18 protein-coding genes, 1 pseudogene and 1 other annotated feature are annotated in these 15,297 nt (G+C 45.8%); of the genes and pseudogenes, 3 read left to right on the top strand and 16 right to left on the bottom strand.

Annotated elements, in window-relative coordinates:
• Positions 1–9: 9 nt before the first annotated feature.
• The 3 genes from ACH32G_RS11895 to ACH32G_RS11885 all read right to left on the bottom strand — a co-directional run bounded on the left by ACH32G_RS11895 (position 10) and on the right by ACH32G_RS11885 (position 3,611).
• On the bottom strand, positions 10–2,361 hold the full coding sequence (locus ACH32G_RS11895) for a DNA internalization-related competence protein ComEC/Rec2 (RefSeq protein ID WP_016938896.1): 2,352 nt from the start codon (positions 2,359–2,361) through the stop codon (positions 10–12).
• Positions 2,362–2,931: a ComE operon protein 2 gene (locus ACH32G_RS11890; protein WP_016938895.1), complete on the bottom strand. Its 570-nt coding sequence runs from the start codon at positions 2,929–2,931 to the stop codon at positions 2,362–2,364.
• Positions 2,932–2,996: 65 nt separating this feature from the next.
• Positions 2,997–3,611: a helix-hairpin-helix domain-containing protein gene (locus ACH32G_RS11885; protein WP_016938894.1), complete on the bottom strand. Its 615-nt coding sequence runs from the start codon at positions 3,609–3,611 to the stop codon at positions 2,997–2,999.
• Between the two features lie 57 nt (positions 3,612–3,668).
• Here ACH32G_RS11885 and comER point away from each other — a divergent pair, with 57 nt between their 5' ends.
• Positions 3,669–4,490, top strand: coding sequence for a late competence protein ComER (gene comER, locus ACH32G_RS11880; RefSeq protein WP_016938893.1), 822 nt, complete (start codon positions 3,669–3,671; stop codon positions 4,488–4,490).
• 68 nt (positions 4,491–4,558) lie between these two features.
• Here the strand turns inward: comER and ACH32G_RS11875 are convergent, their stop codons facing one another.
• The 8 genes from ACH32G_RS11875 to ACH32G_RS11840 are packed head-to-tail and all read right to left on the bottom strand — an operon-like array spanning position 4,559 to position 9,563.
• On the bottom strand, positions 4,559–5,296 hold the full coding sequence (locus ACH32G_RS11875; RefSeq protein WP_016938892.1) for a class I SAM-dependent DNA methyltransferase: 738 nt from the start codon (positions 5,294–5,296) through the stop codon (positions 4,559–4,561).
• The gene (rsfS, locus tag ACH32G_RS11870) at positions 5,293–5,649 is read right to left on the bottom strand and encodes a ribosome silencing factor (RefSeq protein WP_016938891.1); all 357 of its coding nucleotides are present in this window, start codon (positions 5,647–5,649) and stop codon (positions 5,293–5,295) included. The genes ACH32G_RS11875 and rsfS overlap by 4 nt, the downstream gene beginning before the upstream one ends.
• A gap of 16 nt (positions 5,650–5,665) precedes the next feature.
• A complete protein-coding gene (yqeK, locus tag ACH32G_RS11865) occupies positions 5,666–6,226 on the bottom strand; it encodes a bis(5'-nucleosyl)-tetraphosphatase (symmetrical) YqeK (RefSeq protein WP_016938890.1) in 561 nt (186 codons plus the stop codon).
• On the bottom strand, positions 6,216–6,785 hold the full coding sequence (locus ACH32G_RS11860; protein ID WP_016938889.1) for a nicotinate-nucleotide adenylyltransferase: 570 nt from the start codon (positions 6,783–6,785) through the stop codon (positions 6,216–6,218). The genes yqeK and ACH32G_RS11860 overlap by 11 nt, the downstream gene beginning before the upstream one ends.
• A 10-nt stretch (positions 6,786–6,795) precedes the next feature.
• Positions 6,796–7,086 (bottom strand): ribosome assembly RNA-binding protein YhbY, encoded by a 291-nt coding sequence (yhbY, locus tag ACH32G_RS11855; protein WP_003152858.1) that lies wholly within the window; start codon positions 7,084–7,086, stop codon positions 6,796–6,798.
• Entirely contained in the window at positions 7,080–7,922 is an 843-nt protein-coding gene (gene aroE, locus ACH32G_RS11850) for a shikimate dehydrogenase (RefSeq protein WP_016938888.1), read from the bottom strand. The genes yhbY and aroE overlap by 7 nt, the downstream gene beginning before the upstream one ends.
• A gap of 19 nt (positions 7,923–7,941) precedes the next feature.
• The gene (gene yqeH / locus ACH32G_RS11845; protein WP_016938887.1) at positions 7,942–9,042 is read right to left on the bottom strand and encodes a ribosome biogenesis GTPase YqeH; all 1,101 of its coding nucleotides are present in this window, start codon (positions 9,040–9,042) and stop codon (positions 7,942–7,944) included.
• 2 nt (positions 9,043–9,044) lie between these two features.
• Positions 9,045–9,563 carry a YqeG family HAD IIIA-type phosphatase gene (locus ACH32G_RS11840; RefSeq protein ID WP_014470710.1) on the bottom strand — a complete coding sequence of 173 codons (519 nt, stop codon included), beginning with the start codon at positions 9,561–9,563 and terminating at the stop codon, positions 9,045–9,047.
• Positions 9,564–9,923: 360 nt separating this feature from the next.
• Between ACH32G_RS11840 and sda the strand changes: the two genes are divergently transcribed.
• On the top strand, positions 9,924–10,064 hold the full coding sequence (gene sda, locus ACH32G_RS11835) for a sporulation histidine kinase inhibitor Sda (protein ID WP_003152850.1): 141 nt from the start codon (positions 9,924–9,926) through the stop codon (positions 10,062–10,064).
• Between the two features lie 339 nt (positions 10,065–10,403).
• Here the strand turns inward: sda and ACH32G_RS11830 are convergent, their stop codons facing one another.
• The 3 genes and pseudogenes from ACH32G_RS11830 to ACH32G_RS11820 form a co-directional block, all read right to left on the bottom strand.
• A complete protein-coding gene (locus ACH32G_RS11830; protein ID WP_016938885.1) occupies positions 10,404–11,135 on the bottom strand; it encodes an SGNH/GDSL hydrolase family protein in 732 nt (243 codons plus the stop codon).
• A 72-nt stretch (positions 11,136–11,207) separates the two neighbouring features.
• Entirely contained in the window at positions 11,208–11,942 is a 735-nt protein-coding gene (locus ACH32G_RS11825) for a polysaccharide deacetylase family protein (protein ID WP_016938884.1), read from the bottom strand.
• Positions 11,943–12,055: 113 nt separating this feature from the next.
• Positions 12,056–12,289 (bottom strand): annotated as a pseudogene (locus tag ACH32G_RS11820) (peptidoglycan-binding domain-containing protein); the annotation flags it as partial.
• A gap of 370 nt (positions 12,290–12,659) precedes the next feature.
• On the opposite strand from ACH32G_RS11820, the gene ACH32G_RS11815 reads away from it, so the two are divergent.
• On the top strand, positions 12,660–13,286 hold the full coding sequence (locus tag ACH32G_RS11815; protein WP_016938883.1) for a TVP38/TMEM64 family protein: 627 nt from the start codon (positions 12,660–12,662) through the stop codon (positions 13,284–13,286).
• Positions 13,287–13,302: 16 nt separating this feature from the next.
• Here the strand turns inward: ACH32G_RS11815 and ACH32G_RS11810 are convergent, their stop codons facing one another.
• Entirely contained in the window at positions 13,303–13,773 is a 471-nt protein-coding gene (locus ACH32G_RS11810) for a GNAT family N-acetyltransferase (RefSeq protein WP_016938882.1), read from the bottom strand.
• Positions 13,739–14,995, bottom strand: a complete 1,257-nt coding sequence (locus ACH32G_RS11805) for an MFS transporter (RefSeq protein ID WP_016938881.1) — start codon at positions 14,993–14,995, stop codon at positions 13,739–13,741. The genes ACH32G_RS11810 and ACH32G_RS11805 overlap by 35 nt, the downstream gene beginning before the upstream one ends.
• Before the next feature lie 47 nt (positions 14,996–15,042).
• Positions 15,043–15,272 (bottom strand) — a binding site (T-box leader).
• Positions 15,273–15,297: the final 25 nt, after the last annotated feature.

The following is a 15,297-nucleotide window of genomic DNA, read 5'->3' as shown; positions in this document are numbered from 1 at the left end:
GGGCTGCTGTCAATCGGCAGTCTTTTTTACTTCCTGCGCCCTGGTTTCTTCTATATCATATGGAGGAAAGACAGAAAACGTTCCGGCGCCTTTTTTAAATCTGTATTGAATCGTTCCGCTGAGATCGGTGCGAAGTACATTGACAGAGTACGCTTTCAAACGATCCAGCACCTCTTCATGCGGATGATGGTAACGATTATCTTCACCTGCCGAAATCAGTGCCGCTTCCGGCTGAAGCTGTTTCAAAAAAGCTTCACTCGTAGAGCTTTTGCTGCCGTGATGACCGGCCTTCAATACATCAGCCTTCAGATTCGGATACGCTTTCAGCACTTCCGTTTCGCCGTCCGATTCTAAATCTCCCGTCAAAAGCCAGCTCACTCCGCCTAAAACCGTCCAAAGCACCAGTGACGAATCATTTTTACTCTTTACGTCAGATGACTCCGGGGACAGCACCTGAAATTGAAGATTACCGGCTGTAATGGTGTCGCCCCGCTTTGCTTCGACAACGGGAATGTTGTTTTCTTTCGCCATCTTCAATATGTCCTGATCCTTCGGTTCCTTCACGAACCCCACGGGAACAATCAACCGGCTGACTCTATGTTTTTTGATTAATACTCCGGCTTCCCCGATATGATCCTGATCCGCATGGGTTAAAATCAGCGCATCCAGCTTTTTCACCCCTTTTCCGTTCAAAAACGGAATCAAAACCTTCTCACCGATAGAATACGGGTGGCGTTTTTCTTTCCATGATTCTTCCGGATAAGCCACCACTCCCCCTGTATCAACCATTACGGTTCCTTTGCGGTGCGGCGCACTTATAAACAGCGAGTCTCCCTGCCCGATATCAAGCATATCCGCTTCTCCCCATGGACTGAAATAAGGACGGAACATTAAATAAACCAAAACCGTGCAGAAAAAAAGAGGCGATTTCCTGAGTTTCAAAAAACCTCCCTTTTCCAAAGCTGCAAAAAGCGTAAACACGGAAACCGCAAGCAGAAGGAGGGAAAGAAAGTCAGGCTTTGACACAATCATTGTAAATAAATCAACGGATGCCGCATATGTCATGAAATCATGCACAGGCTTCATCACAAGGTCAAACATATAAAACAAACATTCCCCAACCTGCCTTGAAAGTAAGAGAAGAAGGAAACCGATGACCGAAAACGGAATGACAAATAACGTATAAAAAGGCACCATTACCATATTCATCGGAAAACTGACAAGCGAAATCTGCTGAAAATGATAGAGCAGAAACGGAAGCGAACTGAGCTCCGCAATGAATGAGGCCATCGCAAGCCCGGCAAGTCTTCTTTTCCCTGCTTTCTTTAAAATGGAGGATGACAGAATTAAAGCGGCGCTTACCGCAAAAGAAAGCTGGAAGCCCGCCTGCCAAAGGAGGTAAGGATTAAGCAGCAGGAGCAGCAGATAAGACACGGACAATGCAGCCGAAGAATGAATACTGCGTTTAAAAAGAGTTCCGGCGATATAAAATCCCAGCATGAGGGATGCGCGCAATACGGACGGGGCCGCACCGCTTAACAGCGTATACACCGGTAAAAAAAACAGCAGTAAAACCCCCGCCTTTTCTCTTGTCAGCCCGATTCTGATCAGAACATAAAATATTCCTGCGGTAATCAGACCGACATGCATTCCGGAAATGGCCATTAAATGAACGACTCCCAGATTTTGATAAGCGTTCAGTATATCGTCCTCTATAGAAAATCTTTCACCCAAGGTCAGCGCTTCGACAATTCCGGCAGAGGATTCAGGCACGTGATTTTGAATGATCGAAATCAAATTCTTTCTGATGTTCAACAGTTTATACAGCGGCATGCCGGATTTTTCACACTGCTGAATGGAAGTCACGGAAAATAACCAGTGAATATGCTGAGAATTAAGATATTCCTTATAATCAAAACCTCCGGGAGACGTCGCATGTCTGGGCTGTTCCAAAGAGCCGGTAAACACGCAGTGCATCCCCGGCTCCAGCTGTTCAATGAGACTTTTTTCTTCAAGAGACCGGATTTTGTATGAAGCGGCCCATTTTTCTTTGTCATGAGTTCGGATAACGGCTGACATTTTCGCCCCGTCAACCTTCGGAATATTTGTGATGACGGCCTGTTCAGTATAGTTCCCGGCCTGATACCGGGATACATTCGCCGCGTCATAAACCGTATACAGAAAGAAATAAAGACAAAAAGAAACGAGGCTGACGATAAACGGTGTGTACTGCTTTGTTTTTACAAAGATAAAGAGAAGATACAGAAGGAAAAAGAATAGAACCCAGAAGAAATTTGCGGCGGCAATTCCCGCGGTTGCAGAAACCGCCGCCAGAGGCAGAAGAAGGTATTTATATTTCATTTATACGTAACTGGTAAACAGCTCATTGGCCTGTTCATGAATTTTTTTCAGTTCATCCGCCTTAACTCCCGCATCAGATAATTGCTGAATCAGACCGGCTACAAAAGACAATTTTTCGCGGTTTTTCAGATCAATGATCATTTCATCAAGTTCAACCTGCTCCACCTTGACTCCGGCTTGGGTGAACAGCTCTTTTGCGTATGGCTGTGTTTTGTAATCTTCGGCATAATAGACCGTTTTGATGCCCGCCTGAATAATTGATTTACAGCATTGAATACAAGGATAATGCGTCACATAAATTTCGGCGCCCTCGGTCGGCACACCGAACTTAGAACATTGCAGAATTGCATTCATCTCTGCATGTATGGTCCGCTGGCAGTGATTATCAATTAAAAGACATCCTTCATCTGCACAATGGACGCCGCCGGCAATTGAACCGTTGTACCCGCCGGCAATCATCCGCTTGTCTCTGACAACGGTTGCTCCGACTGACAGTCTCGGACATGTGCTTCTCAGCGCCAGCAAATGGCTTTGCGCCATAAAATATTGATTCCATGAGATTCGTTCCACAAGTGTTCCCTCCAAAAGTCTTGTTGCTTTTCTAAGTTTACATAGTTTTGAGCAAAACCGTCAATTCACTTTACCGTAATGGAAGTTTTTATCCGCTCAAATGACTTTTCTCCAAAACCTGATACCTTCATCAAATCGTCAGCAGTCTGAAACCGTCCGTTTTCTTCCCGGTAGGCGATAATCGCTTCCGCTTTTTTCTGTCCCACACCGGAAATCGCCTGAAGTTCGTCCAGAGTTGCCGTATTGATATTGACAGGGGCATCTTCCTTTTCACCTGCTGCAGTTTTCGGGCGATTCTCCTCTTCGCCTTTACTCGGAATATAAACGACCGTCCCATCTTGCAGCTGCTCTGCTAAATTAACATTCAGTTCATCTGCCTTTTCCTTCAGGCCGCCGGCTTTCTCAATGGCTTGTGTCACTCTGTCTCCCGCCTTCATTTCATACACGCCGGGATTTCGGACCGCGCCTTTCATATCAATCATAATCTTATCGTCTGCGGTGTCTGTTTTGTCCGTGCCGGATGCTGAGGCTGTTTGGCCGAGCACGGACTGCTGTTTGACCGGTTCTTCTTTTTCAGGACGAAACAGCCAAATGCAGATAAAAATCGCTCCTGCCGCAAGACAAACACCCAGAATTTTCAGGTTCCGCCGCATCTGCTCCGTCATCATTGCTTTCGTCATATTGCATTGCCTCCCCGCATAAGGTTTAGAGGATTAAGGGAAAAGGAGGGGAATTCATTGAAAATAGGCTTTATCGGCACCGGAAACATGGGAACGATCCTGATTGAATCGTTAATTGAATCAAACGCTGCCGATCCCTCACATATCACCATCACAAACAGAACAATCGAAAAAGCATTAAAACTAAAAGAGCGTTTCAGCGGCATCCAAGTCACCGAGGATCAGGAAAAGCTCGTACAGGAAAATGAAATGATATTCATTTGTGTAAAACCGCTGGATATATATCCTTTGCTGAAGAAGCTCACACCTCATTTACGAAAAGATCACATTTTAATCTCCATTACCAGCCCTGTTCAAACGGAACAGATTGAACATATGGTTCCGTGCCAGACGGCCCGTGTCATTCCGAGCATCACAAACCGCGCCTTTGCCGGCGTCTCGCTTGTTACATTCGGCAATAGCTGCAGTGAGGCTGCAAAAGCGGATATCCAAACGCTGATCACTCATATTTCAAAGCCTGTAGAAATCAACAGCGGCATAACAAGGGCGGCGTCAGACATTGTCAGCTGCGGCCCTGCTTTTATGAGTTATCTCGTTCAGCGTTTTATTGACGCGGCAGTGGAAGAAACGGACATTACCAAAGAAGAAGCCGTAATTATGTCGACGGAAATGCTTGTCGGTCTCGGAAAGCTTCTGGAAACAGGGCATTACACCCTTCCCGCCTTGCAGGAAAAAGTATGCGTAAAAGGCGGCGTCACCGGAGAAGGACTGAAGGCGCTTGAAAGCGGTGTACAGGATATGTTCAACCGTGTCTTTCAGCGTACACATGACAAATACGATGAAGATATATCTTTAGTGAAGAAGCAATTTCACGTGTAAATGAGTATGCCATAAAACGCTATAACGCGCCAATCGGCAAAAATGCATTTTAAAAACCATCGTTTTGTTTAAACGATGGTTTTTGGTTTGCCTGCCGTAAAGAAAAGACGCTCGGACTCTGTTGAAGGAGGCCGGTCTGTAAAATCAGCCGTCACTTTCTTCAGTTCAAATCCTGTCTCTGCAAGCATTTGTTCATATTCTTCAATGTAAAATGTTTTTTGCTCATGCGTCTCGTCATAGCGGTCATAAGTTTGTCCGTTCCATACGAAAAAGGACATATCATGGATGACAGAAAGCTCTTCATCGCCGGCAAAGCTTTGCCAAATATAGCTGATCTGCTCATCCTGGTCCGCATGGGTGCTGTCCGGAAAAAGCTCCGTCATTTTATATGGGGAATGGACGTCAAACAGAAGCAGGCCGCCCTCCTTCAAAACTTGAAAAACACTTTTGAAGGTGCTCAAGACATCATTTTTCGTTTTTAAGTAATTGAGGGAATCACAGCAGATGACTACGGCATCAAACTGTTCTTCAAAACCGGAAAGCTCCCTCATATCCTGCTGGAGAAAAAGAATCGGCTTTCCCGTTTTTTTCTGCTGGGCACAGCTCAGCATGTCTTCACTCAAATCAATCCCCGTGACTTCGCAGCCTTTTTCGGCAAGCCTGATGGATATTTCTCCGGTTCCGCAGGCAAGATCAAGCACCCTTCCCTTTTCCGGAAGAGAGGCTTCGATCCAGCCCGCCCATTCATCATACGGCGCATGGGACATTAACTCGTCATATACGCCGGCGAAGCCTTGGTAAATCATGAGTTCAAGCCGAGTTCAAGCTCTGCGAGCGGCGCGTCGCCCCATAGCTTTTCAAGATTGTAGTAGCTTCTTTCATCTTTATGGAAAACGTGAACAATGACATCGCCGAGATCAACTAAAATCCAACGGGCCTCATCAAACCCTTCCATCTTTTTGACATCAATGCCGTTTTCTTCTGCCTGATCTTTAATTTCACGTGCAATTGCCTGAACCTGTTTATCAGAATTCCCGTGGCAGATTAAAAAGTAATCCGCTACAAGTGAGATTCCTTCCATGTCGAGCGCTAAAATATCCTCTGCACGTTTATCGTCGCATGCTTTTGCTGCGATTTTTAATACGGAAGCTTGATCCATTTCCATATTCCTCCTGTCAATTTTGAGACACCAGCCAGTTATAGGTTGCAAATGTCTCCGGGAAGACCGGCTGGTTTTTTTTCATCAGAAATATCATTGTATTTTTCAGCGCTTGTATAAGCGCTTCGTTCAGATCCTTTTCTGCCAGGCGGCGCACATCTTCCACTCCGGGGAAATGGCGGCCGGGTTCAATGTAATCCGCCACGTAAATGACTTTGTCTAAAAGGGTCATACCGGGACGCCCTGACGTGTGATAGCGGATCGCGTCTAAGATCTCGGGGTCAGTGATCCCCGCTTCCTTCTCAGCCAGATACGCCCCCGCAGGAGCATGCCACAGCTCGGCATTGTAATCCAAAAGCTCAGCCGGCATTTTTTCCCGCACGATGATCTGCTTCATTTCTTCTTTCGGCCGGAATTTGGCGTAATCATGAAAAATAGCCGCCATTTCCGCTTTTTTTGGATCTGCTCCGAACCGGCCTGCGAGAATAACCGCCGTATCTGTCACGCCGATTGTGTGGATGTAGCGATGCTCGGTCAGCTGTTCTTTGACGCAGGCAAGTGCTTCCTCACGATTCATATAAATCATTCTCCTCTATATACTGCCTCACTTTATCCGGCATTAAGTATTGCGTCGTTTTTTTTGCTTTGAGACGTTCTCTCAGCATCGTTGACGAAACATCAAATTCCGGAACGTCAGCAAAAAGCAGCGGATACGGGGTCTCAATATGATACCCCGGGCGCCGCACTCCGATAAATTGAATGAGTGTAAGCAGTTCGTCCAGTTTGTACCATTTTGGCAGATATTCAATCATATCCGCCCCGATAATAAAGAAAAGCTTGTCGTTCGGGTGCCGCTCCTTCAGTAAACGGACAGTATCATAGGTATAAGAAGGACCTTTCCGCTCCATTTCCGCCAGCTCAAGCTTAAAACCGGGATTTGAGCTGATGGCAAGCTTCAGCATCTCAACCCGGTGCCGGCTGTCGGTAAAGTCTTCATTCTGCTTATGCGGGGGAATTTTATTCGGCATAAACCAAATCTCATCGAGCTCCGCCTGATGAAGGACTTCATTAGCCATCAGAAGATGACCGTTATGCGGAGGGTCAAATGTGCCCCCGAATATTCCGATTTTCTTCATGTCAACCACCTTACGGAAGCTCGATTTGTTTATTTTCCTTTGATTCCTTATACAATACGATCGTATTTCCGATCGTCTGCACCAATTGTGAACGGCTGCCTTTCACAAGGGCTTCTGCGACATCGTTTTTATCGTCTTCGCAGTTTTGAAGCACACTGACTTTAATCAGCTCTCTTGCCTCTAAAGCCTCGGCAATCTGTTTCACCATGTTTTCGTTGACTCCGCCCTTTCCCACTTGAAAAATAGGCGTTAAATGATGCGCTTTTGAACGCAAAAAACGTTTTTGTTTTCCTGTTAACATTGTGTTCCTCCTAGTTTTCCTTCAACAATTGCTCTCATCAGGCCGCTGTCAGGCTCCTGTTCCGTCCACAGCTTGAAGGACAGTGCGGCCTGTTCTACAAACATGCCGATGCCGTCAAGGGTAGTCAAACCTCTTTTTTCGGCTTCTTTTAATAACGCCGTTTGAATCGGGTTGTATACGATATCACAAACGATGGCGCCCGCTTTGGCCCGTTCCAGTGAGAGCGGCACGGCATCCGTGTTCGGATACATGCCGACAGATGTTGTATGAATAATGACGTCATATTGCTCAAGCTGATTTTCAGCTTCTTCTAATGTAAGAGCGCGTTTCTGCTGAAAAGAGGGAGCGGCCGCAATCAGACTTTCTGCTTTTTCCGGCGTGCGGTTGCAAACGTCAAACTGTTTCGGCTCTTTGCGGACGATCGTCGTAAAAATCGCTCTTGCCGCCCCTCCCGCTCCTATCATTAGAATGGAGAGCTCTGATATCGGTTTGTCCAAAACTTTGACTAAGGATTTATAAAATCCATCTCCGTCAGTATTATACCCGATGAGCCTGTCTCCCTCTCTTTTGACGGTATTTACGGCTCCGAGTACTTTTGCGCTTTCATGTATTTCATCCAGATGCTCCATGATCGCGACTTTATGCGGGACTGTAACGTTAATTCCGCAGATGCCCAGTGCTTTAATTCCGTTAACGGCGTCCTTGAGGTTGTGAGGTTCCACCTGAAACGCAAAATACTGCCCGTTGATGTTCTTATCTTTCAAAGCCGCGTTATGAATATCGGGTGACATTGAATGCCCGATCGGATTTCCGATTACTCCGTACAATTGTTTCATGCTCCCTCTCCCCTTCTCTCTATATTAATGAACGGCGGACAAATACGTGTACGCCTTTCGGAGCGTATGCCGTTATTTTTTTATCTGCTTGCTGCACCGTGACCCATCCGAGACCGGAAAAAACGATATCCGTCTTTCCTTCTTTAATCGTAAACGTGTGAGCCGTAAGCTCCGGAAATTCATCCAAATGATCTTTCCCGGGCGGGGTGAGCAGTTCACCCGCATGCTTTTCGTATAAGGCGTCAGCATTTTCAAGCTTTGTTCTGTGAATCATCAATTCATTCGGCATATAGCAGACAAACGCCGATTTATCGCCTGAAACATAATCAAACCGGGCAAGCCCGCCGAAGTAAAGCGTTTGTTTCTCATTCAGCTGGAAAGTGCGCGGCTTCAGTTCTTTTTTCGGTGTCAGCACCTTTAAGTCACGCTTGTCCACGTAATGCGCCATCTGGTGATGGTTAATGATTCCCGGAGTATCATAAAGCGCGGACCCGTCATCAAGCGGGATTTCAATTGCATCAAGCGTCGTGCCCGGAAATTGAGAGGTGGTAATGATATTCTCTTCCCCTGAGACCTCTTTAATAATCCGGTTGATAAACGTTGATTTGCCGACATTCGTACAGCCCACCACATACACATCGCGGCCTTCGCGGTAATGTTCAATGGCGTCAATGACTTCTTTCATCCCTTGTCCGCGTGAAGCGCTGATTAAAAAGACATCAAGAGGTTTTAAGCCGTATTCTTTCGCTTCGCGTTTCATCCATTGAACGAGCCGTTCCCGTTTTACGGATTTGGGAAGGATATCAGCCTTATTGCCGACAAGAATGATCGGATTTCCGCCGACAAAGCGGTTCAGTCCGTTTATCCAGCTTCCGTTAAAATCAAAAATATCAACGACTTTGACAATAAGAGAGTCAGTATCGCCGATTGTGTGCAAGATATTTAAAAAGTCATCGTCCGTTAATGAAACATCTTGAATTTCATTGTAGTTTTTCAGTCTGAAGCAGCGCTGGCAGATGACATTCTCTTTTGTGAGCGATGCCTTCGGCGCATACCCGAGACCTTGTTTATCCTCGGTCTGGATCGTTACTCCGCAGCCGATGCAAACAACCTTTTCCATTTCTAATCCTCCCACTGAATATGGCCTTTACGTTTCAAAGAACTCAATATTCTCCGTTCAATCCGGCGGTTAAAGCGCGTCATGACCCCGTCAGAGGAAGCGACCGGCACGACGAGGATCGTATGATACCCGTGTCTGTTTCCGCCGAGAACATCAGTAAGCAGCTGATCGCCGATGACCACACAGTCTTCTTTTTTCAGATCCATGCTGCTGACGGCTCTTTTAAAGGCGCGTCCCATCGGTTTTCTTGCCTTATAAATAAACGGTATGCCAAGCGGCTCCGAGAATAATTTCACTCTTCGTTCATTATTATTGGAGACGATCGTGACTTTAATGCCGTGCTCCTTCATTTCTTCAAACCACTCGATTAATCGAGGTGTCGCACTCGGTCTGTCCCATTCCACAAGCGTATTGTCAAGGTCTGTAATAATCCCTTTCACATTGCGCTCCTTGAGCTTTTCCGGTGTGATATGAAATATATTTTTCACAAATTCGTCAGGTAAAAAAAACTTTTTTAACAAAACCCGCACCCTTCCCTTTTTCTTTCTATCATCTATATGTCGAAACCTGTCGGATTTAAAAACAAAGTCGGACTCAGCAAAAAAATTTCGACAAAAATTGGGTTTCTTCACCAGTTGTGGATAAAATTACACACATTATCCACTCTTATTACATCCGGATTTATCCAGATTATAAACAAGATACTAACAAGTTATCCACTTATGAGTGTGGATAACAGAACGATTGTTCTTATTTGTATTTCATGGTAGATTAAAGATAACCTCACCATGATTGAAACGCAACCTTCCATCATATGCTCGCGTCTGATGATTGATTACAACTGTTAAGGAGGTGCCACTCCCATTAATTGGGTCCCCGGCATGAGAAAGCTTTCTGATGAATTACTAATAGAATCTTATTTCAAAGCCAATGAAATGAATTTGAGCCGTGAATTTATCGAGTTAATTGAAAACGAAATCAAAAGAAGATCGCTCGGACACATTATTTCCGTTTCTTCTTAAACAGAAAAATTTTCCGGGCGAATTTCCTTTTTTTACTCAGATGACTGATATTATATCACTTCGGTTATACGCTTTACTACCACTTTCAACAAAAAACACCCCTTACAGAGGTGTTTAAGAGGACGGCTGTTAAATTTTGAACCAATACAGGCCGCCCAGAACGAGAAAAACGACGAGCAGCACAACAAAAAATGCGTACCAGTACCCCGCATTCACCCGAGGAGGCGGGCATACAGGATATGGCGGAGGGAAACCGCGGTTCATAGCAAATCGCCTCCAAAAAGATGTTTTTCTACAGCCTATGATGCACGGGCAAAACGGCTTAGGCAGCTGACGGCGTCAGCGCTCCAAAATCCGCCTATTTTTTATGCCTTCAATTAAGATTCTGGCCCCTTTTGGCGTCATGTGATTTCCGGAAGGATCTATCAGTCCGGATTGGATGAGCGCCCGGTCTGTATCTTTGCCGCCGTCCGCGCGTATAAAGTGTTTCCAATTATCCACCAGAGGCACTTTTAACTCTTTTGCAACCTGCCTTGTAATACCGTTATAGGAATTATGCCATTTTCTCGCTCCACCTTTTTCTTTAAAGGCTGAAGCTTTATATCTTGAATAGTAATAGAGATGATGCGTTCCGTTTCCTTCTATAACTGGGATGCACGTCATTAAAATCGGCTTTATGCGGTGCTTCCGGCTTTCGTTTACAAAATAAGTCAGGTTTTCTTCAAACCGTTTCTTTGATACTCGCGGCTGATGTCCCGTCAAAATGCCCGCATCATTTGTTCCGAACATGATAAATAAATATTGAGGCTTCCGGTCAAGCACGTCGCTTTGAAATCGCAGGCGCGCATCCTCAGTCGTCTGACCGCCTATTCCCGCATTTATAACCGTAAGACGGCCGCGTTCCGTTGTTTTTAACATGTTTACCCACTGCTGCGCCTTTGGATAATCACGATAATCCCAATTGGAACCGCGCGTATTGCTGTCACCGAAAGCGACAGCGCTTTTCTCTTTGCCCGCGGCGCATCCTGATAACAGACAGGCTATCGTAATAAAAAGAACAGCAAACTTCATTTTTTTCTCCCCCCAAACCTTACATCCTATATGGTACACGTCTCTTTTGCGGCTTTCAACGCGGCGCTCTCTTTACTGGATATGAAAAGGGCCGGCATCCTCTCCGATCAAATCCGAAACCTTAACAAACGTGTAGCCCTGCTTTTTCAGCTGGGGAATAATTTCTTTCAAAGCCTCAACCGTCTGGCGCCGGTTGCCTCCGCCGTCATGCAGAAGAATAATATCTCCATCTCTGGCATGTGAAACAACGTGTCTGACGATTTTTCCTTTTCCGGGCCTTCTCCAGTCCCTCGGATCTTGGTTCCAAGACCACATGATGATATGATAGCCCTCTTTTAAGATGCTTTTGAAAGCCGTACGATTCAGCGATCCTCCCGGCGGGCGGAATAACTTGTCCCCTTCCGGCTGAAGCGATGTGATATGATGCGCTGAGCTGTGAAGCTCTTTTAAAATGTCTTTGCGTTTCAGACGGTGAAAATAAACATGGTTCATCGTATGGTTGCCGATTTCATGTCCTTCTTCAATAATGCGCTTTGCCGTTATAGGGTAATTGTCTATACGGCTTCCGATACAAAAAAAAGTCGCTTTAACATTGTACTGTTTCAGCACGTCTAACACAGCCTCTGTATAGACAGGGTGGGGGCCGTCATCGAAGGTTAAAGACAGTTTCTTTTTTTCAGACCTTATATCCCAATACACGTTTCCCGTCTTCTCCATGTCACTTCTTTTTAATGATTTCGCATCGGCGGACACGGCAGTGAGACTCGTGAGGACGCATATCATAATGATCAGATGAAAGCATCTCAACGTTTACACCTCCAGTAAACACTACTGTTAACGTGTCCCCTTTTTTAAAAAATCATTCTCGCGCAAATAATGTACATCACCCGCTTCTGCTATAAGAAACAGGTGATTCTGAATTATGACAGCACTGCTGCCAGCTTGTCTTTCGTTTTGGGACCGTAAATCCTGTCAGCCTGCAAGCTGTTCATGATTTGGAACCGCTTTACAGCATTGGCGGTTTTGGGTCCGTATATTCCGTCAACTCCATGATTTTCCGTATTTTTATCAGGGCAAAAATAAGCGGCGGCAAGGACTCTTTGCACTTGAGTCACCTTTTCGCCCTTTGTATAAGGGGTCGTCAGTTTAATGATTTATTTGCAGAGTCGTCAGAGCCGTTTACGCCTTTAAAAGGCTTCCCAGCTGTTCAGCAGCCTGCCGGGGCAATCTTTTATGGGGAACGACGCGATCAAGAGGTATATTATGATCTTTCATGAGCTTTTTGCGCGCATCTTCGCGTCTGCGCCCTTGTCCGTGTTGGATGTCTATAGACGGTAATATAACCCGGGTCCATTGCATATCTCGGCCGGTTGCCGTTTGATTTCGGTATCGGGTCTTTTTTTATGGATATCATTTTATCCCTCTCCTATTAAACAATGCAAAAGCACGCTTATCGGACACCCTTTTTTAATAGAAGGAGATAGATTTGTACTGTATACTATTTGAAAAGAGGTGAACGTACAGATGATAAAAAAAGGATTCAGTCTTGCCGTTATCATTGCTGTTGTGGTGATCGGTTTTATGCAAAAAGACGTCTGGCTCGGCATGATTCGGGCGGGCGGAATGTACGCCGTGCTTATGAGTATCCTGCTGGTCGCAGCTGACGTATTTTTCCCGATTGTTCCATTCGCCATTATCGCGGCCTTAAACGGAGCGGTTTTCGGGATTGTAAACGGGGTGTGGATTACATTGTCAGGCGCGATGCTCGGGACAATGGCCTTGTTTTTTCTCGTCCGGTACGGATTCAGAGACTGGGCCAGAAAAAAGCTGCGGTCTTACCCGGCCGCGGCCCAATATGAAGATTCATTTCATCAGCACGCATTTACGGCGGTGCTTTTCGGGCGGCTGATTCCGATTATACCGTCGCTTGCCATGAATACCGTATGCGGGCTGAGCAACATACGATGGCCGATCTTTTTTTCCGCATCGACGCTCGGCAAAATTCCGAACATTGTGATCGTGACAGTCGCAGGCGCTTCATTTACAAGCAACAAACTGCTGTCTTTCGGAATTTACGGAATGTATATGCTCGTGTTAATGGCGGTCATTTATAAAAAGTTTCCCGGCCTTTTAAAAACGACGAAAAAATGAAGCGCGTACCGCCCCCTTATACCGGCGGTACGGCTCCTCTCATTCTGAGAACCTTTCCGTTTAATTCTGAACCGAGCACTTTCAGGTTTTGCTTTTTGTAGAATGACAGGGCCGCTTTATTGTCCGGAGAAACTCTAAGATGATATTCCGAAACACCGTTCGTTCTGAAAAACTGATTCGCGTATTGATGGAGCTTCGTCCCGTACCCCATTCCCCTCTGCCGCTCAGTAATATAGTAAAGGTGCACATAACCGATTTTTTGATCGCGATAAGGTTTAATGGAGGCTTCAAGCTGTCCGATCGGCTGCCCGTTATGAAAAAGCAGCACAAAACCGCCGGGAAAGCTCTTGATTTGAGATGACAGCCATCTGAGATACTCATCCTTATTAAAATGATCCGCCGTGCCAAAGCTGACGAGAAACGAATCTTTGCGAAATGAAACGGCCGTCTCTTTATGTTTGTTTAAATTGATTCGCTTGAAATCCATCAAGTGTCCTCCTTTTTGCGGCAGCAAGTAAGAATGAGCATAAAACGGCTGCTAACATCAGCATAACGGCTGCGCCTGTGATGACGATATGGCGGACGGAAGAACTGACTGCCGCCGCTCCGAAAACCGCCGTTATCAATATAATGAAGACGGCTTCAACTAATGAATAAAAGCTGCCCACCCTCCCCATAATGTCCACCGGAACATTTTTTTGATAAAACGTCTGAAATCCCGTATTGGCAAATGCCAAGAAAAAAGCCAGAATGAAAAACCCGCAAGCAGCCGTCCAAAAAACGTGAGAAAACGCATAAATCATATATCCCGCCGCTGTGAAAAAAGAGCCCATTCCCATCAATAAAGAAGCCGGCATTTTTTTATTAAAGAACACATTGGCAAGCGCCCCCGCTATAACCCCTGCCCCTGACACACTGACGAGAAAACCGTAATCAGCATCAGTCAGCTGAAGAACCTCTTTTGAAAAAGCGACTTCAAGCGAATCAAGTGCAGACAACATCACGGTCATGACCAGACTGAATAAAAAATAAATGATCATGACGTTTCGCGCCGTTCGGCTGAAGCGATATACGAGCTTCCAATCTTCTTTGCACACTGCCAAAGAAAGCTTCTGTCTGGGAGAATGTACGTGAGGCTCATTTTCAAGATTCGGCAGCATCATCGTGATTAAACCGGACAGCATTAAAGCAGCCGCATTCACCCAAATCGCAAAAATCGGCGTGCCGACGATAAAAAGCAGCCCGGTCGCAGCCGGCCCGAGGAGAAAAGCCCCTGATTCCGGCAAAGCCCTTAGTGAATTGAATCGTTTTCTCCTTTCAGCCGGGATAAGCATCGTCACATACGCCATGGAACACGGACGAAACATCGCATTAGCCATATGAATCAAAAACACGATACAATAAACGGAATATAGAGACCATGCAGTAAACATCAGCGGCAGAACGGCAATGAATCCAGCCCGGATGAAATCAAGCGACATCATCATACTCCGTTTGTTACACCTGTCGATGATGCTGCCCGCCCACCCATTTGTCATCAAAACAGCCGCAGGCCTGATTAAATAAAGAATGGAAACTGCAAAAGCAGACCCTGTTTCTTTTAAGACAATAAGATTAAGAGACAAAAAATAAATCCATTCACCAATATTCGCCACCCCGATTCCGGTTAACAAAAGCACCGGGTGCCGCCAAGACTTCCAGTTTTTCATCTTATCCCTCCCTCAGAAAATAAAAAACGCCCTCAAGACAATGAAGTCTTGAGGACGGGAAACAGCCCGCTATGCCACCTCAATTCGGTTTGGCGCCGGCCTTGCCGGTACAAAGCTTACTCGGTAACAGGAGTATCCGCCGCATCATCCTCGTTTTGCATGATTCCGATGCGAAGCTAAGAGGTTTGTTTCAACACATCCATTCATACTCCTTCTCAGCTCCCGGAGCTCTCTGTCATGAATGATATCTGTCTACTCTTCTCTTCAGCGCTTTTCACGTTATATTCTTTTCGGCCTTACTT

The organism is Bacillus sp. CIS52, assembly GCF_053545315.1.
The sequence above is the reverse complement of the archived record's forward strand: the minus strand, read 5'-3'. Positions and strand labels throughout refer to the sequence as shown.

Bases quoted from the DNA above. Each gene is read 5' to 3' on its own strand.
- yqeK (WP_016938890.1), bottom strand. From the start codon at position 6,226: ATGAATCGTGAGGAAGCACTTGCCTGCGTCAAAGAACAGCTGACCGAG.
- ACH32G_RS11815 (WP_016938883.1), top strand. From the start codon at position 12,660: ATGATAAAAAAAGGATTCAGTCTTGCCGTTATCATTGCTGTTGTGGTG.
- ACH32G_RS11885 (WP_016938894.1), bottom strand. From the start codon at position 3,611: ATGACGAAAGCAATGATGACGGAGCAGATGCGGCGGAACCTGAAAATT.
- ACH32G_RS11860 (WP_016938889.1), bottom strand. From the start codon at position 6,785: ATGAAGAAAATCGGAATATTCGGGGGCACATTTGACCCTCCGCATAAC.
- rsfS (WP_016938891.1), bottom strand. From the start codon at position 5,649: ATGGATCAAGCTTCCGTATTAAAAATCGCAGCAAAAGCATGCGACGAT.
- yhbY (WP_003152858.1), bottom strand. From the start codon at position 7,086: ATGTTAACAGGAAAACAAAAACGTTTTTTGCGTTCAAAAGCGCATCAT.
- ACH32G_RS11805 (WP_016938881.1), bottom strand. From the start codon at position 14,995: ATGAAAAACTGGAAGTCTTGGCGGCACCCGGTGCTTTTGTTAACCGGA.
- sda (WP_003152850.1), top strand. From the start codon at position 9,924: ATGAGAAAGCTTTCTGATGAATTACTAATAGAATCTTATTTCAAAGCC.
- ACH32G_RS11810 (WP_016938882.1), bottom strand. From the start codon at position 13,773: ATGGATTTCAAGCGAATCAATTTAAACAAACATAAAGAGACGGCCGTT.
- yqeH (WP_016938887.1), bottom strand. From the start codon at position 9,042: ATGGAAAAGGTTGTTTGCATCGGCTGCGGAGTAACGATCCAGACCGAG.
- ACH32G_RS11895 (WP_016938896.1), bottom strand. From the start codon at position 2,361: ATGAAATATAAATACCTTCTTCTGCCTCTGGCGGCGGTTTCTGCAACC.
- ACH32G_RS11875 (WP_016938892.1), bottom strand. From the start codon at position 5,296: ATGATTTACCAAGGCTTCGCCGGCGTATATGACGAGTTAATGTCCCAT.
- aroE (WP_016938888.1), bottom strand. From the start codon at position 7,922: ATGAAACAATTGTACGGAGTAATCGGAAATCCGATCGGGCATTCAATG.
- ACH32G_RS11830 (WP_016938885.1), bottom strand. From the start codon at position 11,135: ATGAAGTTTGCTGTTCTTTTTATTACGATAGCCTGTCTGTTATCAGGA.